The sequence below is a fragment of the Clostridium cellulovorans 743B genome (assembly GCF_000145275.1).
In the GTDB taxonomy this organism is placed as follows: domain Bacteria; phylum Bacillota; class Clostridia; order Clostridiales; family Clostridiaceae; genus Clostridium_K; species Clostridium_K cellulovorans.
This window is the reverse complement of the sequence record NC_014393.1, coordinates 116640-142788: the sequence shown is the minus strand read 5'-3', so window position 1 is coordinate 142788 and position 26149 is coordinate 116640. Positions and strand designations below refer to the sequence as shown.

The window sequence follows — 26149 nt, the reverse complement described above, 5'->3', positions numbered from 1 at the left end:
CTATGCCTCCTTTAACTCTTTTTTTAACATTTGCTTTAAAGAAGTCCATAAATCCTGTTTCTGTTTAATTGCAACGGATGAGAAATTTTTTTCTGTAATTTCATTTAAGAACTTATACCTTATAGTAGTTGCGTAGGATATAGGAAGAATCTCTGCATAGCCTAACATATTGCATATAGTGCAAAGCTCTCGAACAGATTTCATAGTTCTTTCATTATCCTCACTCCAGTTATCACCGTCACTTACACAAAAAGTATAAATGTTCCAAGTCTGTGAATTAAATCTCTCTTTTATGATATCCAATGCTTTATTCAGACCACTTGATATATAAGTTCCTCCAGACTGTCCCTTATGAAAGAATTCATATTCACTAACTTCTTTTGCTGTGGTTGAATGAGCTACAAAAGCAATTTCAACATTACTATACTTTTTCTTTATAAATCTTGTGAGCACATAGAAGAAAGACCTCGCTAGATATTTTTTGCTATTATCCATGGAACCAGATACATCCATTACTAAAATTATCGCTGCATTGCTTTCTTTCTTTGGCTTGTGTTTTATTCTATGGTATCTTAAATCCTCTTCCTTAAATGGAATTCTTTCTGGCAATTCCTCAAGCCCTTCTTCCATATAAGCTCTTTTTTGTCCTTGAGTTCTTGCTATCTTAGCCATTACAGTTTTCTTTTTAGCCAAGCGAGGATTAATTCCATGTCTCTGATAACCAGATTTTTTAGAAGTAGAGTCAGTGAGGATTTCAGAGAACTTCTTTTTATCCATATCAGGGAGTTCTAAATCTTCAATGAGATAATCAAAGATTTCCTCTAATGTTATCTCTGTCTCATAAAAATCTTCGCCCTCATCATTTCCTGCCTGACCTTTTCCACTTCCTTGATTCCCTTTGTCAGAGCCTATTTTGTCTCCTCTTTTTTCTTCACCAGTTCCGCTACCTACTCCAGAACTGTTTTTACCATAAATAAATTGATATTCCTTTAACCCTCTAATAGGAATCTTAAACTTTTTATTCTGCGATTGCCCAACTATACTCTCCTCAGATAGGATATCTCCTAAGTTTTCTTTAATAGATTTCTCTACTAACTGCTTATGCCTTCTCCTATCCTCTATCGCCCTATCATAATCTACAGGATTGTTATACTCCTTAAAAAAAGCCATATCACATCAATCCTTCCATAGATTGTTAGCTGCATATTTAAGGACTACGTCGCAGCAATGGTCACAATAACCATTAGACTTCATTTCCTCCACCATAGTATTATACTTAATATCCTGTTCTTTATCTCTAACCCTTGATTTGGTTACGATTCTAGATAAATCCTTTACAGAAGCCATAAGTTTCTTCTCAATAGCTTCCTTTAAAGGCTCATAGGAAGTATAATCTATAGTTCCACCATTTCTTACCAAATAGAACATATATGATGTCACATCATTTCTAAAGCCTTTAGATGAGCCTTCAGATATTCCAATTTGCTCTTCGATGTTTCTCATAAATTTTTCGTCTGGCACTAGTTCTTCGCCAGTTGAACGATCTTTCAATTTATTCTTATTAACAAAAGCTTCTGCATTATCCAAGTAGTTGTTAAATAAGCTTTCTGCTTGCTCTCTAAAGCTATGAATAAATGCCTTTGTGATTTCTTTTTCAAGAATCTTATTATATTCTTTTCTTATTGTATCTTGGATAAATCCTAGAAGTCTCTTCTTTTCATCCTCTGCAATGTCAACTTCTTTAACAGATTTAATCATACTCTCCATTATGCTAAGAGGATTTATACAGTTGTGCTCAGAATTAGAAAGGGCATTATCAATAGCTTTGATAATAAATCTTGTTGAAATTCCTTTCATGCCTTCTTTCTGTCCCGCTTCTTCCCTTAACTCACCTATGTCAATTCTCTTTGTTGTTCCCTTTTCAACAATTTCTTCACCGTTATATATTTTAAGCTTTGTTACAGGGTCAACCTTTGCTGATGGTGTGAGTCTTGATAATATAGCAAACATCGCAGCTACTTCTATACTATGTGGTGCTATATGAGCATTGAAGTTGCTCTTTTTTAATATCTTTTCATATATCTTAATTTCTTCACTTAGCTCTAAACAATATGGAACCTCTATTTTAACTATTCTATCTAAAATAGCTTCATTAGTATGATCTGATTTAAATTTCTCCCATTCAGCTTCATTGGAGTGAGCCAATATAACTCCATCAAAATATATCATAGAGCCTTTGCCTGGTGATGGTATTGATTTTTCCTGAGTTGCTGTAATTATAGTATGAAGATATTCAACATCATTTTTGAATACTTCTATAAATTCAACTAAACCTCTGTTACCTACATTGAATGCTCCATTTAAAGAGAAAATTCTTGGATCATCCTCTGGGTACATATCCATTTTAGAAATATCAACAGAACCAGTTAATATTGATGTATCCTGATTATTAGGATCTACTGGTGGTACTACACCGACACCTTTTCTGGATCTTATTGAGAAGCTAGTTTCAACAACTGGGAACTTTTCATATTGTCCATCATATTCATGCAGTAATCTATATCTACAGGCTGGACACAAATCTCCTTCTATCTGAACTCCTAAGTATTCCTCAAACTCACCTCTAAGATGTTTTGGTATGAGATGTAGTGGTTCTTCATGCATCGGACATCCTTTTAATGAATAAATAGGGTCCGCTGTCTCTAGCGCTTTTTTTAGAGCCTCTACTAAAGAAGATTTTCCTGCTCCAACTGGCCCAACAAGATATAATACCTGTCTAGCTTCTTCACCTTTCATTGCAGCAGAATAAAAATAATTAACAAGCTTTATAAGCACTTTATCTATACCAAAAAAATCATCCTTAAAGAAATTGTATCTTTTAATTATGTCATTTCCATATATTTTTTTAACTCTTGGGTTATCCTCTGCTTTTAATACATCAAATCCTTTTTCCATTAGTAAATTGTACATTCTTTCATGAGCAAGTTTTGCCACCTCTGGTTTGTTTCTCACTAGTTCTAAATATTCTAAAAAGCTTCCTTCAAATTTACTCTTATTTCTCTTTTCTCTATCATGTAGAATTAATTCTTCAAAATCCATATTCCACACCTCCTTTTATAAAATATATTCCACCTATCTATTACCATATGACAAAAAAAAGAAACCTGTAAAAGTTTATTTAAAAACTTTTTCTACAAAAACCCTTTACTAAAACATATACACTTTGCAAAAGCTTATTTGTAAATTTTTTACTCCACAGTATGGACAAATTATCCCTTTTATTGGTATAATTTTATTGGAAATATATTACATATGACACACATAAGTAAATCATCCGTATATAGGAGGGGAATCAGAATGATAATGGGGATAGATGTTGGTTATTCTCATACAAAAGTGTACACGTCAAACGGACGGGATATTTTTAGAAGCACTGTCACGAATGGAATTATGGACATAAACGTCAATGCTATAAAAGTAAAAATAGCTGGAAATGAATACACTGTAGGTGAGAATACAGGTAACTTTTCTGTAAAACTTAATAAGATCGATGATGCAGTATTTAGACTATGTCTTTACACTGCTGTAGCAAGAAATCTTCCAATTGGAGAAGATGAAGTTCAACTTGTAATTGGGCTTCCTGTTCAATATTATAAGGATCAAAAGCTAGAACTAAAAAAAGCTTTAGAAGGTATCCAAGTATTTTTAAGTCTTAACGATAAACCAATAAGGTTTAAAATTACTAAGTGCGTAGTATTTCCTCAATCTGCTGGTGTATTTGTACTTCATCCAGATATATTTGAAGGCAGCAATATAGTAATTGATATTGGTGGCATGACTGTTGATGTTTCTTACTTCAATGATATGACACTTCAAGATTACAGAACCTATGAGCTTGGAATGATTAAGCTATATGATAAACTTGTTCAAAATATTAAAGCTGAATTTGGGGTAAGCTATGATATTCTAAATGCTGAAGACATCATAAAAAATAAACGAATTTTCAGAGACGGCGAACTCATTGATTGCACAGATGTAGTTAATACCACCTTAAGGACTCATGCCAGTCTTATCATTAACAGAGTAATGGCTGGACTTAGCCAATATGATACTTCTCAAAGACACTTTATCGGTGGAGGTTCTTACATATTAGGAGAGTACCTACCTGTTAAAGCAATTAAGGAAGATATATATGCAAATGCAGAAGCTTTCTTTAAGATAGGAGTTGAGAGATTTGCGTCATAAGATAACGTTAAGTATACAACCATCAGTAAAGGAAAAAGGCCAACAGCGTGCCGACGAGATGTTTTCAGGTAATTTTTCTATGTACATAACTTATTTGATAAATAAAGATGTAAAGGGAATCATAGAAACACCAATATATAGAAATGACCTTTCCTCAAACATTCCACCAAAACAAGAAAATGATGCCTATGAAAAGCGTAAGGATGAAATAGCCTGTGCTATTGATAATATTCTAGGCATTGATTAAATATAAAGTTCATTTAAAAGTCCACTCACAGTTCATTGTGAGTGGACTTTTGTATTTATCTATTTGAACTCGTACTTCTCCTAAACACATTCATGATAAGCGGACGGATTTTTTTAATAAATTTCTCTATAATCATATACACAGCTGCAATAAACCTGAAATTTATGAATTTCCCTTATTGTAATATATATACACATGTATATTTCATTTAATAAAAGCAAAATATATTTTCATATGAAAATATATTGGGAGGAATAATACATATATGGACAACCAAGAATTTTTAAAAAGCTTTCCTGAATCCTTTTGGATGGCATCTACTAATGCCACAGATTACCCTTCCCTTGATCAAGATATATCTGTAGATATAGCAATAATTGGTGGTGGTATTACAGGTATCTCCTGCGCATATTCGCTTAAAGACGAAGGCTTTAAAATAGCGATTCTTGAAGCAGACCATATAGCTCAAGGAGCTTCTGGTCATACTACAGCTAAAGTCACCTCACAGCACGGACTTATTTATAATAAAACTAAGCTTCAACTTGGCGAAGAATTAGCTAAACAATATGCTGAGGCCAATGAACATGCTATTCAGAGAATAAAATCCATAATAGATACTCATCATATCGATTGTGATTATAAAACTGAATCTGCCTTCATTTATACACAGCAAGATAATTATGTTCAAAAAATTTATAATGAAATAGCCACTGCTTCAGATTTAGGAATTAAAGCTTCTTTCGTAGATAATATACCATTTCCAATAGATATCAAGGCTGCAGTTCGCTTTGATGATCAAGGTCAATTTCATCCAAGAAAGTATCTTTTAGCCTTAGCAAAAGAAATTACTAATAGCAATTGCACTATATATGAAAAAACTAGAATTGTGGGGATTGATGAATCAAATAAATATACTTTGACTACTGAACGAGGAAATAAAATAACTGCTGATAAGGTTATAATCGCATCTCATTACCCATTCTACAACAAACAAGCAATGTACTTTGCAAGACTTTATTGTGAGCGTTCTTATGCTTTAGCAGTTAAAGCCAAAGAAAAGTACCCTGGTGGAATGTACTTATCAGCTGAAGATCCAAAACGCTCATTACGCTTAATTAATAGCCCTAATGGAGATTTAATAATGGTCGGTGGTGAAACTCACAAGACAGGACAAAGTAAAGATACCTTTAAGCACTACGAAGCAATAATGAACTTTGCAAATGGCATTTTTACTGTAGAAGATATACCCTACAAATGGTCAGCTCAAGATTGCATAACCGTAGATGATATACCTTACGTCGGCAAATACATAGCTAATTCACCAAACCTGTATGTAGCTACTGGCTTTAGGAAATGGGGTATGACTAACAGTATGGCAGCAGCCATAATTATTAAAGACTTAATTGTTGTTGGAAAAAGTCCTTGGCAGGATGTTTATAATCCTTCACGTAAAACAATTATTGCTTCAGCAAAAAACTTTGTTGTTGAAAACTTTAATGTAGCTGAAGAACTTTTAGGTGGTAAGCTTTCTCCATTACCAGAAGATATTTTCCTAGAGCCTGATGAAGGGAAGCTAGTAAAAATAAATGATGAAAGAATAGGTGTTTATAGAGATGAACATTGCAAACTTCATAAGGTAAATACTACTTGCACTCATATGGGCTGCGAACTAAACTGGAACTCAGCTGAAAGAACTTGGGATTGCCCTTGTCATGGTTCAAGATTCTCACATAAGGGAGACATCGTTGAAGGACCTGCAGTAAAACCATTGAGCTTTGATAATAACGTAAACACAATTGGGAAATTACTTAATGAAGACTTTTAAATAAAAATGGCCCTTTCCAGGATTAGCTGCAATCATTAACCTTAGCTAACCTTCGAAAGGACCATTTCTTATTTAATTGATAATTTTAAACTTAAACTATAGTCTTTGTTTTAATGCCTGTATAGCTAATGCATATCCTTGAAGTCCAAGTCCAACAATTTGACCAATGCAAGCTGCTGCAGTTACAGACTTATGTCTAAATTCTTCTCTTTTGTGAATGTTGGATATATGAACTTCAATAGTTGGAAGATTAACTGCTAATAGTGCATCATAAATAGCAATACTATAATGAGTATACGCTCCTGGGTTTATAACTATTCCGTCATACTTTCCTAATGTATCATGAATAATATCAATTAATGCTCCTTCACTATTGCTTTGACGGACATCAACTTCAACATTTATCTCCTTAGCCTTTTCTTCAATAATCTTGCATAAGGTTTCATAATTGTCCTGTCCATAAATACCTTTTTCTCTTGTTCCTAACATATTTATATTAGGTCCATTTAAAACTAAAAATTTCATCCCACTCCACTCTTTCTCATTAAAACTATAGATTTCCAAACCTCCATATCGATTATCCCTAAAAGTTTAGCCCATTCATGACACTATTTAAGTATTAAATTAATTTATTGCTTCTACACGAATAACTCAACATTTCAACTTGGAAATCCTTAATATCAAATATGATTATTTCCGCTTAAGATAGAATCTAAAATTGCTAAGGCTGTAACACCTTCAATTACAGGCACTATTCTATGAATCATTGATGGATCATGAGCACTTACTGTATCTACAGTAGTATTCTCCTTAGTGCTTATATCTACAGTCTTTTGAGGCTTAGCTATTGTAGGTGGTGGCTTAACAGCAACTCTAAATATTATTGGCATTCCATTTGTTATACCAGCTACTATTCCGCCACTATGGTTGGTATAAGTTTTTACTTTATCACCTTCCATGTACATTTGATCATTCGCTTGTGAGCCTCTCAAATTAGCAATATTAAAACCTTCTCCAAACTCTACTGCTTTTATCGATGGTATAGAAAATAAAAGATGTGAGATCACACTTTCCATTGAATCAAAAAATGGATTCCCTACTCCACCTGGAATATTAATAGCAGCACACTCTACAATTCCTCCGATGGTATCTTTTTGATACTTAGCTTTTAATATTTCTGTCTGCATTATTAATCCCATATCATCTTTAATTACAGGAAACAATTTCTCAGGCAATGATTTTAATAGTTCCTCACTTACATTAACCTTATCAAAGACTTCATCAAATATATCTGCAATCTTTAATATATGAGCACCTATTACTATATTTTTTTCCTTCAAAATCAGCTTAGCTACAGCGCCAGCAAACAATAATGGTGCTGTAAGTCTTCCTGAGTGGTGTCCACCACCTCTATAATCATTGAATCCATTATATCTTAAGTGTTCTGTATAATCGCCAAAAGATGGTCGCATTTTATCTTTAAATTCATCGTTGTCAGCTTGCTTGATGTCTTTGTTTTTTATTGTTGCTGTTAATGGAGCGCCTGTAGTATATCCATTAAAATATCCCGTTGTAATAATAAATTCATCATCTTCTTGTCGTGGTGTTGCTACGTTGTAATTTCCTGAGAGTCTTCTTTTCATTTCTTTTTTTATAAACTCAAGATCAAGTTTAACTCCACTGGGGATTCCATGGATTGTTACACCTATAATATCTCCTTGGGACTCACCAAATAAAGATACTTTCATTATGTTTCCCCAAACACTGCTCATCTAGTTCGCCTCCTATTATCTGAAATATTGCCTCCCCTTAAGCTGTCTGTTTTATTAACTTACGTCTCAAAATTTTAGGTAAAAGTTTTTTAATCTTTGGAGATATACTGTTAATATCTCTTTCTGTTATAACACCTGAGAATATAAGTATTGTTACATAAAGATATGCTGCAATGATAATTGCTATACTTACTGCAATGAGTATTGATAATTTATATGGTAAAACAATGTGTAATGCCTTAAAGAAACCATTATAACTCAATATTCCTGCTATTCCCATCCATAAGGATGCTATGCAAGGTTTTATAAACTGTGATAAGATTTTAACTCTTAACTTAAGCTTATTCCTCATATAATTTCTCATTAAGAATAGTGGCAGCGCATAATACACTAAATTTGCAATCAAAACTCCATATATGTGCAAATGTATATTAACCACCAAAATATAATCTAAAAGAATTTTAGGAATTAAGCCTATTACCATAAGTATCGTTGCTACATACATTTTATTAATACTTTGAAGTATTGTTATATGTATTTGAACAAGAGACCAAATTATTATTATGAAGGAACCATACATCATTAATTCATGTCCTTGACCTAACAACAACCTATATATAGGTTCACTCAATGCTGACAATCCTACAGTACAAGGTACTGCAACTAATAAGCATAACTTTATCGAATAGTTTATCTTTGCCACTGCCGCTTTAGTGTTATTCGTAGCAATTACCGCTGCAATACTTGGAAGAACAGATGTTGATAAAGCTATAATAATAGCAATAGGAACATTGCTCAGTGTATTATATTTTGCCAAAATACCAAAAAGTATTGTAGCTTCATTTTTTGAAAAACCTGCTACCATTAACCTACTCATTACTATCTTAGTATCTACAATAAAAGCAGCATTAATTACACCTTGCGAAATAGCTATTGGCAAAGCTATATTCACTATGTTTTTTACTATTGTTTTGTTTCTAATTGCCTTAACAATTTTACTGCTTTGTGGCATTTTGATTTTAGCTCTTTTGATATATACCACATGTAAATACATAAGTGCCGCTAAAGCTCCTAGTGGTGTTCCTATCGTAGCTCCTGCAACACCCCATTCTACTCCTTTTGGCATCCATAAATAAGCAAACAATATACTAAAGAATACATTAGCAATTTGCTCAATAACTTGAGATATAGCTGTAGGGGTCATATAATGACTTCCTTGAAAGTATCCTCTGTACACAGATACTACTGCTGTTAAAAAAATAGTTGGTGATAAAGTTATTAACGATATTTTGGCCTCATCAAATTCTGTAAAATTTGCAAAAAACTTAGCGCCAAAAGCTAATACTAAAGTCATAAATAGTCCTAGAAGAAACATTAATAACATAGTTAGCTTAAATGCCCGTTTAACAGCTTTATAATTTTCCAGAGCTGTAAGCTCAGAGATATATTTTGAAACTGCCGTTGATATTCCAGTGCTAGTTAGCCCATATATAAAAAGAAAAACAGTATAAGTGGCTTGATAAATACCATAGCCCTCGTCTGCTAAAACTCTTATTAGAAAAGGTAAATATAATAATGAAAATATCTTTCCTAACATAGTAGCTACAGTTAATATTGCGAAGCCTTTTGTTGTAGATTGCTTTTCCATAATTTCTCCTTAAAAAAGAATATAGGTTACAAAATATATAATATCACGTAATTTCTTCTTCGACCATAACTGATTCTATATTGTGTATAATCCTCTAACATATGCTTAAATTTTTGATAAACTTGAAAATTTGTTCACCACTTTTCACCTTGTATTATAATAAAAAGTTTTATAATGAAACTACACTTAAAATTCTGTTTTATAGTAATAAAGCTTGATAAGTTGTGAATTAACTTTATTGCAATATATGCTAAAAAACTTTATAATATCGAATTTAAAAAAACAAGAAAAAAGCAATACCTCAGATTATTTATGAAGCATTGCCTTATTATTTAATTACTATATATTTTTTAATTCATATCAAAATCATTCTTATAATATTTTCGTAGTATTTATTTGCTAAGTCATATTTAATTATCATACATTTTTCAATTTATTAAATATTTTTATCTAGCTTGATTTTATATTTTTCTTTAGTGCACCTAATAAAAATGTTGTTACTAATGTCCCTGCTAAGATCGCTATTAAATAAGGTATCTTATTACTTACAACTGGAAGAACAAATAATCCGCCATGAGGTGCTGGAAGAGCTACCTTAAATGCCATAGATAATCCTCCTGCTACTGCTGATCCAGCTATACATGATGCCAATACTCTTATAGGGTCTGCTGCTGCAAACGGTATAGCCCCTTCTGTTATAAAGCTCAAGCCCATAATATAACAAGTTTTACCTGCATCTCTTTCTTCTTTAGTAAATTTGTTTCTAAATAAAGTTGTTGCAAGTGCTATTCCAAGAGGAGGTACCATACCACCAGCCATAATTGCTGCATGTGGATAATTATTTCCTGCTGCTATCATAGCTAAACCAAATGTATAAGCTGCTTTATTTACTGGACCACCCATATCTATAGCCATCATTCCGCCTAATACTATTCCTAATAAAACCATATTACTTGTTCCTAAAGAATTAAGCCAATTTTCTAAACCTTTATTCATTGCAGTTACTGGATCTACTACAACTAATAACATTACAGCTCCAGTTATAAATATACCAAATAGAGGATAAAGTAATACTGGTTTTAAACCTTCCAATGATTCTGGCATAAATTCAAATACTTTTTTAAGTAAAACAACAACATAACCACCAAGGAAACCTGCAATAAGTCCACCTAGGAATCCTGCACCACTGTTAGCTGCAATAAGTCCACCAACCATAGCTGGCGCAAAACCTGGTCTATCTGCTATACTCATACCTATAAATCCTGCAAGAACTGGTATCATTAATTTGAAAGCATTTCCACCACCTATATCCATTAAAAGCTTAGCAAAGGAATTGTAAGATGGATCTTCTGGATCAAAAGCTTTAATTCCAAACATGAAACATATTGCTATTAATATACCGCCACCAACTACAAAAGGAAGCATATTAGATACACCATTCATAAGGTGTTTGTAAAAGCCCTTTTTGACCTTAACATCTGAGCCCTTTGAACCACTATCTTTAGCTTTGTAAACTGGAGCATCCCCCTTAAGGATTCTATTTATAAGTCCTTCTGGATTCTTCATTCCTTGAACTACTGGAACTTCAATAACTCTTTTTCCATCAAACCTGTCCATCTCAACTTGTTTATCAGCTGCAACAATAACTCCTGCAGCCCTAGCAATTTCTTCATCTGTTAAAACATTCTTTGCCCCTGTTGAACCGTTAGTCTCAACCTTGATACATATCCCCATCTCTCTGCCTTTGTTTTTTATAGCATCGGCCGCCATATAAGTGTGGGCAATTCCCGTTGGACAAGCTGTAACAGCAACGATGAATTTACCAGTAGTACCTATGCTTTCTTTAGTCTCTTTACTTAAGAATTCAGCTTCTGTCTTGTCTATTAATGAAACAACTTCTTCTTCAGACTTTGCATTTAGTAAAGCTGCTTTAAAATCTGGATTCATAAGCATAGTTGAAAGTCTGGAAAGAGTGTCTAAATGCTCATTATTAGCACCTTCACTAGCAGCAATCATAAATACTATGTTTACCTTTTCTCCATCTAAAGAATCATATTCTACACCTTCTCTTGATACTCCAAAAGCAAGAGCTGGTTTTTTCACTGCTTTTGTTTTAGCATGAGGTATCGCAATACCTTCACCTATACCAGTAGAATATTCTTTTTCTCTTTTCCATATTTCTTTTTTAAATAATTCCTTATCAGCTAAAACCTTAGCAGAATGAAGCTTATTAACTAACTCATCTATAACTTGCTCTTTATTTCTTGCTTTTAGGTTTAAAGTAATTGTTTCCTTTTTGATAAGCTCTGTTATCCTCATAATTAACTCCTCCTATTTGTCTTTTGATTTAATTTGCCCACATTTTTGTGATAACGTTTTCATAAAATTTTTTATCATCTCTTTTAAGCAAGGATTCTACATAAATTTGTTTCCTATATGATTAGATATTTAACTTATTTGTTCGTCCTATAAGTTCCCACATTCCAAACTAAAGTTCTTCGCCCAGCTTATTGCCTTACATCTTTGTTCTAACATTAAAATATTTTTAAATATCTTTTGTTATAGTTGTGGTTATATATAAGTTTTCCTATCCTAAGATTAAGCTATTTACCCATTTTATCAATTTGATTCTTTGTCCTATGGACAAAAATATCCTTTCATACTTACCTAGTTATGAGTGTGGTTATCTATATACAGATAACCACATATAAATCTAAGTTACATTCCTGTGATTCTTTAACTATATAAACCTTTAGAATAAAGCTATAATATTTAATACAATTTGTTAACCTCTACCTTATCTAAAATTAGTTCAAATTCTTCTTTAGTACATAAATCCATTGAAAAAGCTGTTGCACTACCTGAAGCTGTGCCATGAACCAACGCTTCCTTAATATCTTTAGTTTTAGTGTATCCTTCTATGAAACCAGCTACTAGAGAATCACCTGCTCCCACAGAATTTTTAACTTGTCCTTTAGGTGCTTTAGCCCTAAATACCCCCTGATCACATATTAACAAAGATCCGTCTCCAGCCATTGAAACTATAACATTCTCTGCACCCATCTCTCTTAATTTACTAGCATATTCTATTACTTCTTCAAGAGAATCTATTTTGGTATTAAAAAGTTCTGCTAATTCACTTTTATTAGGTTTTATCAGAAATGGCTTGTGTGTTAAGGTACTTAAAAGTAATTCTCTAGTTGTATCAACTACAACCTTTATTTTTTGACTTTTTAAAGCTTTTATAAGCTGCACATATGTGTCTTTTGACAATGAACTTTGTACACTTCCTGCTAATACAAGAACATCATTATCCTTTAGTTTTGCTATCTTTTCCTTAAGTTCATTAAATTTATCTTCAGAAATTTTAGGGCCAGCTCCATTAATCTCAGTCTCCATATTTGACTTTATCTTAATATTTATTCTAGTGTCTTCTTCTACTTCAATAAAATCCGTCTCTACGCCAAACCCTTTTAAAGACTCCTTAATGTAATATCCAGTAAAGCCTCCAACAAAACCTAAGGCTTTACTTTCAACCCCTAAATGTTTCAATACTCTTGAAACATTTATCCCTTTACCACCAGGATATTTTTCATCAACCTCAGTTCTATTTACCTCACCCAAAGAAAAATCATCAACCTTTACGATATAATCAATCGATGGGTTTAATGTAACTGTATATATCATTCTTCCTCAACCTTTCTAATCTCAGTTAACTTCGAATATTCTCCAAAGTTTGTAGATGACGAGGTTATTATACTAGCTTTGTCTAATGACGCTACTTGCATAAAGTATTGTTGACCAAATTTACTTTCATCAGCTAAGACAAAACTTTCTTTAGAAGCTTTCATAGCCATCTCCTTTAAAGTACTCTCCTCAGCATCTGGTGTGGTATATCCATGTATCAAGTGTATACCATTTATACCTAAAAAACTCTTATCAAATTTGTACCTTTCAAGATTTCTTATTGCTTCGATGCCTACTACTGCTTTAGTTGAACTTTTAATTTTCCCACCTATGATATAGGCCTCTATTTTACTTTCAATCAATAATTCAATGTGTTTTAACCCATTAGTAACAACAACAATATCTTTACCTTCTAGATAGGGTACCATTTCATAAGTAGTAGTTCCTGCATCTAGATAAATACTATCTCCATTTTCTACTAAGGAAGCAGCATATTTTGCTATTGCTTTTTTATCATCAACATTTATATTCTGTTTTTCATTATAAGTCGGTTCAATTAGACTTTTTTTCATCGCGGTAGCACCACCATGAACCCTTTTTAATGCATTAATGCTATCTAAATAAGCTAGATCCCTTCTTATAGTTGCTTCAGAAACTTGTAAGCTATCAATTAATTCTGGGATAGTTACAACATCTCTTTCCTTTAGTAAATTTAATATACGACTCTTGCGTTCTTCTATTAACATTTTCACACCCCATTTACAAGAGTAACCCAAATCATTCATTTAGACCACTCAAAGCTCAGTTACGGCTTGTTTATCAAATCACCTTACACTCTCCTATAGCTTTTCTTTAATGATACTAATAGACTAACTTGGATTATAATTAAATCTTCAGTTTGTTTCTATAATCAAATTATATACTATGTAAACATTTAAATCAATCATTTTATTTCAAAAACAATCACTTTTTTTCATTTTCAGCCACATTCAATCATAATCTTTCATTTGGCTACTAAAGGCTAGTTCACTTCTTTTATAGAATTTTTATATGTTACATAGATCTTTTAACTTATAAATCTTCCTCAAAAGAAATATCAAGATATATTTTGATGATTTTCCCTTTATACTTTTGATAATATTTATTTACTATAGGTTATTATTGAACATAAAAAAAGCATCATGATATAATCATGATGCTTTCCTGGTGGCTCGACCAGGAATCGAACCAGGGACACGAGGATTTTCAGTCCTCTGCTCTACCGACTGAGCTATCGAGCCATAGAACCCAGCGACAACCTACTTTCCCACAAGACCTCTCCTGCAGTATCATCGGCCCTTAGTAGCTTAACCGTCGTGTTCGGAATGGGAACGGGTGTTACCTACCAGGCATAATCACTGGATACACTTTAAAATTTCTTTTAAAGTTCAGAGTGTTCTCTGAAAATTGCATAGATATTAAAAACTTTGTTTAGGTTAAGCCCTCGATCTATTAGTATGAGTCAGCTGAACATGTTACCATGCTTACACCCCTCACCTATCAACCTTGTGTTCTTCAAGGGATCTTACTAGCTTACGCTATGGGAAATCTAATCTTGAGGTGGGCTTCACGCTTAGATGCTTTCAGCGTTTATCCCTTCCCGACATAGCTACCCAGCCATGCTCCTGGCGGAACAACTGGTACACCAGAGGTCAGTCCATCCCGGTCCTCTCGTACTAAGGACAGCTCCTCTCAAATTTCCTACGCCCGCGACGGATAGGGACCGAACTGTCTCACGACGTTCTGAACCCAGCTCGCGTGCCGCTTTAATGGGCGAACAGCCCAACCCTTGGGACCTTCTCCAGCCCCAGGATGCGACGAGCCGACATCGAGGTGCCAAACCTCCCCGTCGATGTGGACTCTTGGGGGAGATCAGCCTGTTATCCCCGAGGTAGCTTTTATCCGTTGAGCGATGGCCCTCCCACGAGGAACCACCGGATCACTAAGCCCGACTTTCGTCCCTGCTCCACTTGTAGGTGTCGCAGTCAGGCTCCCTTCTGCCTTTGCACTCTTCGAACGATTTCCGACCGTTCTGAGGGAACCTTTGGGCGCCTCCGTTACTTTTTTGGAGGCGACCGCCCCAGTCAAACTGCCCATCTAACAATGTCCGGCACCCAGATTCATGGGTTTCCGTTAGAATCCCAATACTGTCAGGGTGGTATCCCAAGGTTGACTCCATAGAACCTGACGGCCCTACTTCCCAGTCTCCCACCTATCCTGTACAGACAATATCGAAACTCAATGCTAAACTACAGTAAAGCTCTACGGGGTCTTTCCGTCCAATCGCGGGTAGCAAGCATCTTCACTTGCACTACAATTTCGCCGGATTTACAGTTGAGACAGTGCCCAAATCATTACGCCATTCGTGCGGGTCGGAACTTACCCGACAAGGAATTTCGCTACCTTAGGACCGTTATAGTTACGGCCGCCGTTTACTGGGGCTTAAGTTCATGCCTTCGCTTGCGCTAAGCAATCCCCTTAACCTTCCAGCACCGGGCAGGCGTCAGCCCCTATACATCAGCTTTCGCTTTAGCAGAGACCTGTGTTTTTGCTAAACAGTTGCTTGGGCCTATTCTCTGCGGCCTAGCTTGCGCTAGGCACCCCTTCTCCCGAAGTTACGGGGTCAATTTGCCGAGTTCCTTAACTGTAATTCTTCCGCTGGTCTTAGGATTCTCTCCTCACCTACCTGTGTCGGTTTGCGGTACGGGTACTATTTTGCTCTCTAGAGACTTTTCTTGGCAGCGTGGAATCAGGTACTTCGCTACTAAATTTCGCTCCCCATCACACCTCAGAGTATTAGCACGCGGATTTGCCTACGTACACCCCTAAATGCTTAGACCAACATCCAATAGTTGGCACACCCTATCCTCCTGCGTCATCCCATCGATAATAACGCTAATAGTAGTATCGGAATATCAACCGATTGTCCATCACCTACGCCTTTCGGCCTCAGCTTAGGTCCCGACTAACCCTGGGCGGACGAGCCTTCCCCAGGAAACCTTAGGTTTTCGACCATTAAGATTCTCACTTAATTCTCGCTACTTATGCCAACATTCTCACTTCTGTACAGTCCACAGCTCCTTCCGGTACTGCTTCTGCCCATACAGAAAGCTCCTCTACCACTCCTTACGGAGTCCATAGCTTCGGTGGTAAGTTTGAGCCCCGGACATCTTCGGCGCAGGATCTCTTGACTAGTGAGCTATTACGCACTCTTTAAATGAGTGGCTGCTTCTAAGCCAACATCCTAGTTGTCTTAGAAATCCCACATCCTTTTCCACTTAACTTACACTTGGGGACCTTAGCTGATGGTCTGGGCTTTTTCCCTTTTGACTACGGACCTTATCATTCGCAGTCTGACTGCCGGGGTAAAAGTATATGGCATTCGGAGTTTGATAGAGTTCGGTAACTGTTGTCAGCCCCTAGCTCATTCAGTGCTCTACCTCCATTACTCATTTTACCCGACGCTAGCCCTAAAGCTATTTCGAGGAGAACCAGCTATCTCCGAGTTCGATTGGAATTTCTCCGCTATCCACAGCTCATCCCATGGTTTTTCAACACCAATGTGGTTCGGTCCTCCACGAGGTTTTACCCTCGCTTCAACCTGGCCATGGATAGGTCACCCGGTTTCGGGTCTACGGCATGCAACTAGTCGCGCTGTTCACACTTGGTTTCCCTTCGGCTACGTACCTTAAGTACTTAACCTTGCTGCATACCGTAACTCGTTGGCTCGTTCTACAAAAAGCACGTCGTCACACTCATATGGTGCTTCGACCGGTTGTAGGCATACGGTTTCAGGTTCTATTTCACTCCCCTTCCGGGGTTCTTTTCACCTTTCCCTCACGGTACTTCTTCACTATCGGTCACTAGGTAGTATTTAGCCTTGGGAGGTGGTCCTCCCTGCTTCCCACAAGGTTTCACGTGTCTCGTGGTACTCTGGATATACTCTCGCTATCATTCGCTTTCTCCTACGGGGCTATTACCCTCTATGGCTTAGCTTTCCAGCTATCTTCGAATAACAAACTCTAGCTTTTATGAGTATTCCACAACCCCAGAGATAAATCTCTGGTTTGGGCTCTTTCCCTTTCGCTCGCCGCTACTTAGGAAATCGAATTTCTTTCTCTTCCTCTGGGTACTTAGATGTTTCAGTTCCCCAGGTGTGGCTTCATGTAGCTATGTATTCACTACAGGATATACATCGTTTGATGCATAGGTTTCCCCATTCGGAAATCTCCGGATCACTGGCTATTTGCGCCTACCCGAAGCTTATCGCAGCTTATCGCGTCCTTCTTCGCCTCCTAGTGCCAAGGCATTCACCATACGCCCTTTGTAGCTTAACCTAAAAATTGCTATAACCTGCGCATTGCTTCGTCACTTTCGCCTCTGCGGTGCTCATTTACATAAGTAAACTCCGCTTCCTCGAGTTTTCAGTTCCTCGCACTGCTTGGTTCTATCAATTTTTAATTTGGTCTAATTAACACGTTATCGGTTAATCTTATCAAATTAAATTAGTCTTAATTATACAAAGTTTATATAAATAACTTTACTTGGTTTTTAATATCTTATGCAATTTTCAAAGAACAACTTTTCCTTTTTATACAAGCTTTCGCTTTACATAAAAAAGACTTCCAAATCTCTTAGCCGTTAGGCTTTGATCTCTGGAAATTGAACAGAAGAAAGACCCAGTGGACACAGTGTCTTACAAGTAAAACTACTGTGTCATTTTCCTTAGAAAGGAGGTGATCCAGCCGCAGGTTCTCCTACGGCTACCTTGTTACGACTTCACCCCAATCATCGACCCCACCTTCGGCCGCTGGCTCCTTACGGTTACCTCACGGACTTCGGGTGTTGCCGACTCTCATGGTGTGACGGGCGGTGTGTACAAGGCCCGGGAACGTATTCACCGCGACATGCTGATTCGCGATTACTAGCAACTCCAACTTCATGTAGGCGAGTTTCAGCCTACAATCCGAACTGGGACGAGTTTTATAGATTTGCTCCACCTCACGGTCTTGCGTCTCGTTGTACTCGCCATTGTAGCACGTGTGTAGCCCTAGACATAAGGGGCATGATGATTTGACGTCATCCCCACCTTCCTCCTGGTTAACCCAGGCAGTCTTGCTAGAGTGCTCAACTAAATGGTAGCAACTAACAATAAGGGTTGCGCTCGTTGCGGGACTTAACCCAACATCTCACGACACGAGCTGACGACAACCATGCACCACCTGTCTTCCTGTCACCTCAAAGAGGTAACTTCCCCAGTTACGGGTAATTCAGGAGATGTCAAGTCTAGGTAAGGTTCTTCGCGTTGCTTCGAATTAAACCACATGCTCCGCTGCTTGTGCGGGCCCCCGTCAATTCCTTTGAGTTTTAATCTTGCGACCGTACTCCCCAGGCGGAATACTTAATGCGTTAGCGGCGGCACAGAGGTCATGACAACCCCTACACCTAGTATTCATCGTTTACGGCGTGGACTACCAGGGTATCTAATCCTGTTTGCTCCCCACGCTTTCATGCCTCAGCGTCAGTTACAGTCCAGAAAGTCGCCTTCGCCACTGATGTTCTTCCTAATCTCTACGCATTTCACCGCTACACTAGGAATTCCACTTTCCTCTCCTGCACTCTAGACTTCCAGTTTGAAATGCAGCACCCAAGTTGAGCTCGGGTATTTCACATCTCACTTAAAAATCCGCCTACACATCCTTTACGCCCAGTAAATCCGGACAACGCTTGCCACCTACGTATTACCGCGGCTGCTGGCACGTAGTTAGCCGTGGCTTGTTCTTTAGGTACCGTCATTATCGTCCCTAATCAAAGAGCTTTACAACCCGAAGGCCTTCATCACTCACGCGGCGTTGCTGCATCAGGGTTTCCCCCATTGTGCAATATTCCCCACTGCTGCCTCCCGTAGGAGTCTGGACCGTGTCTCAGTTCCAATGTGGCCGATCACCCTCTCAGGTCGGCTACGCATCGTCGCCTTGGTGAGCCGTTACCTCACCAACTAGCTAATGCGCCGCGGGCCCATCTTATAGCGGATTGCTCCTTTGATACATCTCTCATGCGAGAATTGCATTTTATGCGGTATTAATCTTCCTTTCGGAAGGCTATCCCCCTCTATAAGGCAGGTTGCCCACGTGTTACTCACCCGTCCGCCGCTAATCCACCCCGAAGGGCTTCATCGCTCGACTTGCATGTGTTAAGCACGCCGCCAGCGTTCGTCCTGAGCCAGGATCAAACTCTCAATTTAAATTGTTTGAGTTTAAATCTTGACTTTGGTTTTTATTTTAAAACCTCAGAATTTGTCTGGTCTTGTTCTTCTGTTCAATTTTCAAAGATCAATTTTCTTACTTACTCACTATCATCTGACAGCTTATTCAGTATATCATTTCTTTTTTTCCTTGTCAACAAGTTTTTTTTATTAATTTTTGTTGAATTAACATATCGCTTGTCACAACGAAGATAATTCTATCATATTACGCTAGTATTATTTTTATAATATAGGTGATTACAACAATTTAACTTTAATTTTCTTCGTTTTAAAAGGTATTTCTCGCACTTGCTTGTGTTGATACGCTTGAAACAGTTGCTGCTTGATATTCCTAAAATATCTTTTTAAACCATATCAAATTATCGAACTACCCTAAATATACATTGATTTTATCAACAGTATATCAATCATATTATTAGAACTTATATCTCCTAAAAACTTAACCTATAAAATTTAGCATAGAATTTAAGCTATATCTAATTTAAATATTCACCTAATGTTTCTTATCCTAAATTAGAACTTCAATCTTCATTAAAGTATCAACTCCCCTTAATTGATGTTGTCTTTCTAAAAATCAACAATTGCAACTAAATAACCATTGCCTAAATCTGATATAACCTTTAAAGATATATAATATACCTATTTAAAACGATTACATAGTAGATTAAAAAAATATACCTCCCTTTTGTTAGTATCATAAATCAAGAAACAAAAATTAAACTTAACATCCATAAGAAATGGAGATTAACTTATGCATACCCTCCATTTCTTATTATATAATTTTATTTTGAACAAAATTTATAAAATATATACATGTTAAAGTAAATTTTATTTTGAATATATACATTCCGGTAAAGTTACTTCATCAATAATAGTAATCACCGTTAAACAAAACCTTAGATGCAGTTTCATTTTTAGGACTTATTATTAGTCTTTTATTTTTTTCCTACTATAAATTCTTTTATGTACAAAATAACTAATAGCTACTCCCATGCAAATACCAATACTATCTATAAGTACATCTGTCATCTTTCCACTTCTTCCTGGGATATATAGTTGGTGGATTTCATCTGTCGTTGCATAAAGTACAGATAATATTAATGTAAATACACTTGATGCGATTAGATTGTTATATTCTTTGGCAACATTGAATATAAACCATGCTAATATACAATATTCCAAAATATGCGCTGATTTTCTAACTAAAAATGTTAGTATACTTTGAAGTGTTCTATTTTCATCAATACCCATATACCTTAGAGTATTGATAACTACATTGCTCATTTCATTAGAGTCATTTCCGTTCTTACTAGACATATAGAATATAAATGCCATCCATACTATCATAAGTGTCCAAGAAATATTCCTTTTGGTCACTACACATTACCCCTCTATAATTTCTTTTAATAATTTTCGCATTTCTTCAATAGCTACTCTTTCTATAATTTGTAATGAAGTATTTTTATATTTGCATGGCAAACCTAATACAACTGTAGCAATGCCCCCAACTTCCTTATGTATTGAATCAGCTTCAGTTTCATCTATGCAATCTTTTAATGTTATGTCTATATCATTTTCTTTGGCAATATTTAAAATATCCTGTTTGAAACTCTCATTAGCTAAATACTTTCTATTCATATAAATCAGTTGTAACTTATCACTATTTTGAGAACTATCAAAGAATAATGCTCTATCCGGCCTAATTGCTTTTGCTGCAAAGTTACTTTTAAATATGCTGTCTTCCTTATAAGAAAAAACAAAATATACTTCCTTATCTTTAATATTAACTTCCTCTATAACCTTGATCAAAGAATATATTAAAGATATATTACTTACCTCAACTCCAGAAACTTTATTATCAAATACTCGAATTTCTTCATCTATCATCAGAAATTCTCCAGCTTGAATTTGACCAACCAAAATATCAATCTTATCCCCATCATGTATCCTCGCTATTGCCCCCCCTTTTGTCCTAAGATATTTCCCATCTAGCTTAGGTTCGATGTTTGTACCATTTATCTCAACTTTACCACTTTCTTCATTATCTATTTTTACTGCCATATAACCACATCTATTCATAAGAGCACTCATCAATAATTTTTTATTACCAGTTCCAAGTTTTACTATTAGATTTCCTACTTCATCCTCATAGATACAGATGTGTTTTTTTTCAATATATTCTCTTATTACTGCTTTCACTTCTGATATTTCTCTATCAACTCCAAAGGCTTTCGAAATATCATAAAATAATTTATCCACCTTTTATCCTCCTCAGCACTTTAACTTCAAAAAATTATAGGTTAATGCTATTTAACAGTTTTCTTTAATAAAAAATCTAATAATACAATAAGTATTAGAACTACAAAAATGGCTATTTGCACAAATATCACTTCAACATTTATTACCAAGAAAATTGCACCTAAAATTATAGATACTACTCCTATAAAGATATTTAGAAAAGCCTTCACTTTCATATATTCCTTTCCAGTTCCAGGAATAGATATTCCCTTTTTATTTATTAGAATACCTGTCGCTGCTAATATTGCTCCAATTACGATCATTATTATAGCTATCATTTCTCTGCTCATATTAATTCTCCTTTAAAAAACTATTAATCAAATTTTTAGTATCTTCATAATCCTTCTTGCTTATTATAGATGCATATGAATCTACATATCTGCAAGGTACCAATATGTTAATAACATTAGTGCTCATAAGTTCCATCTTATATGCATTACTATCATTATAAATCTTATCATTTATTAGTTGATAAGGAATCCCTATTTTTTCAGCTAAAGCTCTTATATCCCTATTTTTTTCCTTCAGATACAGCACTGGACCCTTATCAATAGAAATGTTCACATCATCTACACCAGGCAAATCAGTACTCTCCACAACATCTAAGTTGATTAGTAAATCTCCTTCTAACTCATAAGCTGCTGCATATGCTCCTCTGTATCCAACTAAACTTTGAGTAGTAAATATACCTTGAATGTTATTACTCTCACTTTCCTGGAGTAACTCTATAAGCATACTACAACCTACACGTCCATTAAACCCTTTGCCTTTTAGCCTGTTAGTGCCCATTTCTTGGAACCTTGTATCATAAACAGCAAAATCACCTAATTCTATGTATTCTCTAGATTCGAATTCTGTTTCTGCACCAATATCTATACAACACCTATCGAGAGTTATACTTTTGCTTCTTTCTTCCTTAGTTTGCAAATGTATCGCTTTAGCTCCTATTACTCCGAGAAGCTTTTTAGTACCTACTAATACGCCTTTACTTACCATATCTCTATTTTCATCACCCAAAGAAGCAATTCTTAAAGTTCCCTCTTTATTAAACCCTGTAATAATGAACCCAGTCTCATCCATATGGGTACTAATAATAATTTTTTTCCTTTTTCCATTCTTATTAGCTATAACATTGCCCATCTTGTCACTATTCAAACTATCAACTTTCCCATTAAGCTCATTAACTATAAAATTTCTTACTTCGTCTTCATATCCAGAAGGTGCTACAAGCTCACTTAATCTTTCTAAAAGCATGTTAATTCCTCCAAATCCAGAAGTTTAATTTCTTCTATGAATCTAGCTACTAATCTTCCTGTGTTTTTTATGTCCCCCAAATTTGCTGTTTCTACGGATGTATGCATATATTTTATTGGTATTGATACTAATACTGTTGGAATACCTCCTCTTGAAACTTGAATATCCCAAGCATCAGATCCTGTATTCCCAGGCTCTACTTCCACTCCAAAAGGAATATAATATTTCCTTGCTACTTCCTTAAGTTTCTTTATCATCCTTGGGTGATTATTAGGACCAATACAAATAATGGGACCATTGCCTAACTTATTTTCCCTGTCCCTGTCTCCAAATTCACCATTATCAAAGGTTACATCTATAGCTATTGCAAGGTTTGGTTTCACTTTATACGATGCCATTTTCGCTCCCCTATGTCCAAGTTCTTCTTGGCATGAACATACAAAAACCACATCTAACTCATGTTCCTTAAGTTCCTGAGCACATATAAGCATCGATAAAATACCTGCTCTATCATCTATTGCTTTACTAGAGATTGTATTTCTCAGTAAGTTTTTATATTCTCCAATTAAAGTCGCTCTATCTCCTATTTTAATAACTTCCTCAAGATATTCTTTAGGATATCCTGTATCTATAAAAAGGTCTGATGTTACTACTGCTTTTTTCAAAATGTTGTCATCAGTCTTGCTCTTTGGAATTCCACCTATAACACCGTTTATAACTTCACATCCATGAATAGCCACTTCTTGTCCTAATAGTATATTAGCGTCCATACCTATAGCTTTAAAACGTAAAAACCCTCCCTCAATCACTTCTGTAATAACTAAGGAAATCTCATCAGAGTGAGCCATAATCATTATTGTACCATTACGCTTTCCTTTTTTATTTATATAAAGATTATAATTCTCATCTTTACTGATCTCTAAATCCTTAATATATCCAAAATTCTTTTCCATAATTGGATGTAACTTAAATTCCAATCCTGATGGTGCATTTTCACTACACAGTTCTCTTAGTAATAACTGATAATTCATGATAATACCTCTCCTCTCTACTACCTTATGTAATTTGTAGCTCACTTCATATATCAATTTAAGTCTAAAAAATATTTTTATAGATCTTTGATATGTAAAATTAACTTATGTATAAACTTAAAACTTTCACCTTATAAACCTACGCTCATGAATTTCTCTAAAACTCATTTAACCCTAAAACCAAAATTTCTTATTAAGAAAATCTATCCTTTTGAAATCTCTCCCAAGGTTATAATCTATACCAATTTTGAATACCCTTCATATTTTAGAAATTTTTTAGAATCTCTATATTACTAAGCTATTTTTAAACACATTTTCTCTTATTCCATATAGATATTATATACATATATCACTAACCATTACTACATTAATAAAGTTTTATTTTTAATTATAAGTATAAATAAATTTATTATTGTCAATAATTACAGAAAAAGTAGTTATGAGGAGGTAGTCTAAATGACTAAAAAAAAGCTATCAATAATAATTTCATTTATAGTAATACTTTTAATAGGTAGTGGGGTTGTTTATTATAATACTTATTCTTCCATAAGTAGAGAAATTCAAAACAGTACCGCATCTATAAAAAGTAATTCATCATCTGTAATTAATAGCGCAATAAATAATACAAATAGTGACTTATCATCAGAAAAAACCAAGAATGATTCAATCGCAACTACTAGTGATGCAACTATGGCAGTAGGAATTGAAAATGAAGATTTTAAATTTATAACCTACAAAGTTAAATCTGGAGATACCTTATTCAGTATAGCTTCGGAACATGCTCCAAGTTATACATGGGATAGTGTAAAAGACGCTATTATAAATAAAAACAGTATAAAAGATCCTAGTCTTATCAAAGCTGGTGATGAAATAGTCATACCTGAAGAAATAGTTAAAGCAAATTAATTTTACAACTTATAAAAGCGCAAAAGACATGTGAATTATCACATGTCTTTTGTCAAGTATGTTTTTTAGCTTTATTAATAATGAAAATATTACTTATTCATTTACGTTCCATTCAGAATAAAACTGTTCTAAAAATGCTTCCATAAAAGTATGTCTTTCTTCAGCATATTTCTTACCGCCCTCAGTATTCATTAAATCTTTTAATAAAAGTAATTTTTCATAAAAATGATTAATTACAGTACCATTGCTATTCTTATATTGCTGAAAATTTTCATGAAATACAGGCTTTATATTCGGATTATACATCTCTTTATTCTTATTACCTCCATACGCAAAAGTTCTTGCAATTCCTATAGCTCCAATTGCATCAAGTCTATCTGCATCTTGAACTATTTTTCCTTCTATTGTATTCATAAGTGAAGCTTCCCCTGCTCCTTTATAAGAAATATCCTTAACTATTCTTGCGACATGTTCAATTAGCTGTTCATCAAGATTAAAGTTAACTAACCACTTTTTCGTTTCCTTATATCCCACTGTTACATCACCATTATAAAACTTCCAATCAGCAATATCATGTAATAATGATGCTAATTTTATTACAAATAAATCTCCTACCCCTTCATTCTTAGCTATCTTCAGTGCATTATTATATACTCTATATATATGCCACCAGTCATGACCAGATCCTTCTCCTTCTAACTTATCCTTTACATATTCCATCGTTATATTAACTATTTCATCATCTTTCAAAGTAAACTGTCTCCTCTCACTTATATCGTGTATAAATCTTATTGTATAAAATCTCGCTATATCTCTTAAACATTTTAGATTAAAGTTTTCATTTATAATACCAATCCTTATATTAATAACTCTAATTAATAATTTCAAATTTCAAACTAAAAAAAATACCTAAGTACAAAGTACTTAGGTAT

18 protein-coding genes, 1 tRNA gene and 3 rRNA genes are annotated in these 26149 nt (G+C 34.9%); 4 read left to right on the top strand and 18 right to left on the bottom strand.

The window, feature by feature from the left end; genetic code table 11:
• Both yhbH and CLOCEL_RS00535 read right to left on the bottom strand, forming a co-directional pair.
• Window positions 1-1170: a sporulation protein YhbH gene (yhbH, locus tag CLOCEL_RS00540; protein ID WP_010076705.1), complete on the bottom strand. Its 1170-nt coding sequence runs from the start codon at window positions 1168-1170 to the stop codon at window positions 1-3.
• Window positions 1171-1176: 6 nt separating this feature from the next.
• Entirely contained in the window at window positions 1177-3099 is a 1923-nt protein-coding gene (locus tag CLOCEL_RS00535) for a PrkA family serine protein kinase (RefSeq protein WP_010076706.1), read from the bottom strand.
• Window positions 3100-3357: 258 nt separating this feature from the next.
• Here CLOCEL_RS00535 and CLOCEL_RS00530 point away from each other — a divergent pair, with 258 nt between their 5' ends.
• The 3 genes from CLOCEL_RS00530 to CLOCEL_RS00520 all read left to right on the top strand — a co-directional run bounded on the left by CLOCEL_RS00530 (window position 3358) and on the right by CLOCEL_RS00520 (window position 6317).
• On the top strand, window positions 3358-4245 hold the full coding sequence (locus tag CLOCEL_RS00530) for a ParM/StbA family protein (RefSeq protein WP_010076707.1): 888 nt from the start codon (window positions 3358-3360) through the stop codon (window positions 4243-4245).
• Window positions 4235-4492, top strand: coding sequence for a hypothetical protein (locus CLOCEL_RS00525; protein WP_010076708.1), 258 nt, complete (start codon window positions 4235-4237; stop codon window positions 4490-4492). Before CLOCEL_RS00530 ends, CLOCEL_RS00525 begins: the two co-directional genes overlap by 11 nt.
• 265 nt (window positions 4493-4757) lie before the next feature.
• The gene (locus CLOCEL_RS00520; protein WP_010076709.1) at window positions 4758-6317 is read left to right on the top strand and encodes an FAD-dependent oxidoreductase; all 1560 of its coding nucleotides are present in this window, start codon (window positions 4758-4760) and stop codon (window positions 6315-6317) included.
• Window positions 6318-6413: 96 nt separating this feature from the next.
• On the opposite strand, the gene aroQ is transcribed toward CLOCEL_RS00520, so the two are convergent.
• From aroQ to CLOCEL_RS00445, 15 genes are all read right to left on the bottom strand, one after another.
• The gene (gene aroQ / locus CLOCEL_RS00515; RefSeq protein ID WP_010076710.1) at window positions 6414-6842 is read right to left on the bottom strand and encodes a type II 3-dehydroquinate dehydratase; all 429 of its coding nucleotides are present in this window, start codon (window positions 6840-6842) and stop codon (window positions 6414-6416) included.
• Window positions 6843-6997: 155 nt separating this feature from the next.
• A complete protein-coding gene (gene aroC / locus CLOCEL_RS00510; protein WP_010076711.1) occupies window positions 6998-8089 on the bottom strand; it encodes a chorismate synthase in 1092 nt (363 codons plus the stop codon).
• A 37-nt stretch (window positions 8090-8126) separates the two neighbouring features.
• Window positions 8127-9737 carry a putative polysaccharide biosynthesis protein gene (locus tag CLOCEL_RS00505; protein WP_010076712.1) on the bottom strand — a complete coding sequence of 537 codons (1611 nt, stop codon included), beginning with the start codon at window positions 9735-9737 and terminating at the stop codon, window positions 8127-8129.
• 450 nt (window positions 9738-10187) lie between these two features.
• The gene (locus tag CLOCEL_RS00500; protein ID WP_010076713.1) at window positions 10188-12056 is read right to left on the bottom strand and encodes a PTS fructose transporter subunit IIABC; all 1869 of its coding nucleotides are present in this window, start codon (window positions 12054-12056) and stop codon (window positions 10188-10190) included.
• A gap of 453 nt (window positions 12057-12509) precedes the next feature.
• Complete coding sequence (gene pfkB / locus CLOCEL_RS00495) at window positions 12510-13424, bottom strand: 1-phosphofructokinase (protein ID WP_010076714.1); 915 nt, start codon at window positions 13422-13424, stop codon at window positions 12510-12512.
• Entirely contained in the window at window positions 13421-14170 is a 750-nt protein-coding gene (locus tag CLOCEL_RS00490) for a DeoR/GlpR family DNA-binding transcription regulator (RefSeq protein ID WP_010076715.1), read from the bottom strand. The genes pfkB and CLOCEL_RS00490 overlap by 4 nt, the downstream gene beginning before the upstream one ends.
• Window positions 14171-14628: 458 nt before the next feature.
• Window positions 14629-14704: transfer RNA gene (locus CLOCEL_RS00485), tRNA-Phe, on the bottom strand.
• Window positions 14705-14709: 5 nt separating this feature from the next.
• A 5S ribosomal RNA gene (rrf, locus tag CLOCEL_RS00480) occupies window positions 14710-14826 on the bottom strand.
• Window positions 14827-14895: 69 nt separating this feature from the next.
• A 23S ribosomal RNA gene (locus CLOCEL_RS00475) occupies window positions 14896-17800 on the bottom strand.
• 392 nt (window positions 17801-18192) lie between these two features.
• Window positions 18193-19707, bottom strand: a 16S ribosomal RNA gene (locus CLOCEL_RS00470).
• Together the 16S, 23S and 5S rRNA genes with 1 tRNA gene alongside form the textbook arrangement of a ribosomal RNA operon.
• A 948-nt stretch (window positions 19708-20655) precedes the next feature.
• Entirely contained in the window at window positions 20656-21105 is a 450-nt protein-coding gene (locus tag CLOCEL_RS00465) for a VanZ family protein (RefSeq protein ID WP_010077636.1), read from the bottom strand.
• A 6-nt stretch (window positions 21106-21111) separates the two neighbouring features.
• Entirely contained in the window at window positions 21112-21987 is an 876-nt protein-coding gene (locus CLOCEL_RS00460; protein WP_010077635.1) for a zinc-binding metallopeptidase family protein, read from the bottom strand.
• A 47-nt stretch (window positions 21988-22034) separates the two neighbouring features.
• Entirely contained in the window at window positions 22035-22316 is a 282-nt protein-coding gene (locus CLOCEL_RS00455) for a hypothetical protein (RefSeq protein WP_010077634.1), read from the bottom strand.
• A 1-nt stretch (window position 22317) separates the two neighbouring features.
• Window positions 22318-23280: a zinc-binding metallopeptidase family protein gene (locus CLOCEL_RS00450; protein WP_010077633.1), complete on the bottom strand. Its 963-nt coding sequence runs from the start codon at window positions 23278-23280 to the stop codon at window positions 22318-22320.
• A complete protein-coding gene (locus CLOCEL_RS00445) occupies window positions 23271-24311 on the bottom strand; it encodes a M20/M25/M40 family metallo-hydrolase (RefSeq protein ID WP_010077632.1) in 1041 nt (346 codons plus the stop codon). The genes CLOCEL_RS00450 and CLOCEL_RS00445 overlap by 10 nt, the downstream gene beginning before the upstream one ends.
• A gap of 456 nt (window positions 24312-24767) precedes the next feature.
• Here CLOCEL_RS00445 and CLOCEL_RS00440 point away from each other — a divergent pair, with 456 nt between their 5' ends.
• Window positions 24768-25217, top strand: coding sequence for a LysM peptidoglycan-binding domain-containing protein (locus CLOCEL_RS00440; RefSeq protein ID WP_010077631.1), 450 nt, complete (start codon window positions 24768-24770; stop codon window positions 25215-25217).
• Between the two features lie 93 nt (window positions 25218-25310).
• Here the strand turns inward: CLOCEL_RS00440 and CLOCEL_RS00435 are convergent, their stop codons facing one another.
• Window positions 25311-25967, bottom strand: coding sequence for an HD domain-containing protein (locus CLOCEL_RS00435; RefSeq protein ID WP_010077630.1), 657 nt, complete (start codon window positions 25965-25967; stop codon window positions 25311-25313).
• Between the last annotated feature and the right edge of the window lie 182 nt (window positions 25968-26149).

What these genes read in the sequence shown, in the direction of transcription:
- aroC (WP_010076711.1), bottom strand. Translation starts at nt 8,089, where the DNA reads ATGAGCAGTGTTTGGGGAAACATAATGAAAGTATCTTTATTTGGTGAG.
- CLOCEL_RS00450 (WP_010077633.1), bottom strand. Translation starts at nt 23,280, where the DNA reads ATGCTTTTAGAAAGATTAAGTGAGCTTGTAGCACCTTCTGGATATGAA.
- CLOCEL_RS00505 (WP_010076712.1), bottom strand. Translation starts at nt 9,737, where the DNA reads ATGGAAAAGCAATCTACAACAAAAGGCTTCGCAATATTAACTGTAGCT.
- aroQ (WP_010076710.1), bottom strand. Translation starts at nt 6,842, where the DNA reads ATGAAATTTTTAGTTTTAAATGGACCTAATATAAATATGTTAGGAACA.
- yhbH (WP_010076705.1), bottom strand. Translation starts at nt 1,170, where the DNA reads ATGGCTTTTTTTAAGGAGTATAACAATCCTGTAGATTATGATAGGGCG.
- CLOCEL_RS00530 (WP_010076707.1), top strand. Translation starts at nt 3,358, where the DNA reads ATGATAATGGGGATAGATGTTGGTTATTCTCATACAAAAGTGTACACG.
- CLOCEL_RS00535 (WP_010076706.1), bottom strand. Translation starts at nt 3,099, where the DNA reads ATGGATTTTGAAGAATTAATTCTACATGATAGAGAAAAGAGAAATAAG.
- CLOCEL_RS00490 (WP_010076715.1), bottom strand. Translation starts at nt 14,170, where the DNA reads ATGTTAATAGAAGAACGCAAGAGTCGTATATTAAATTTACTAAAGGAA.
- CLOCEL_RS00440 (WP_010077631.1), top strand. Translation starts at nt 24,768, where the DNA reads ATGACTAAAAAAAAGCTATCAATAATAATTTCATTTATAGTAATACTT.
- CLOCEL_RS00455 (WP_010077634.1), bottom strand. Translation starts at nt 22,316, where the DNA reads ATGAGCAGAGAAATGATAGCTATAATAATGATCGTAATTGGAGCAATA.
- pfkB (WP_010076714.1), bottom strand. Translation starts at nt 13,424, where the DNA reads ATGATATATACAGTTACATTAAACCCATCGATTGATTATATCGTAAAG.
- CLOCEL_RS00445 (WP_010077632.1), bottom strand. Translation starts at nt 24,311, where the DNA reads ATGAATTATCAGTTATTACTAAGAGAACTGTGTAGTGAAAATGCACCA.
- CLOCEL_RS00500 (WP_010076713.1), bottom strand. Translation starts at nt 12,056, where the DNA reads ATGAGGATAACAGAGCTTATCAAAAAGGAAACAATTACTTTAAACCTA.
- CLOCEL_RS00520 (WP_010076709.1), top strand. Translation starts at nt 4,758, where the DNA reads ATGGACAACCAAGAATTTTTAAAAAGCTTTCCTGAATCCTTTTGGATG.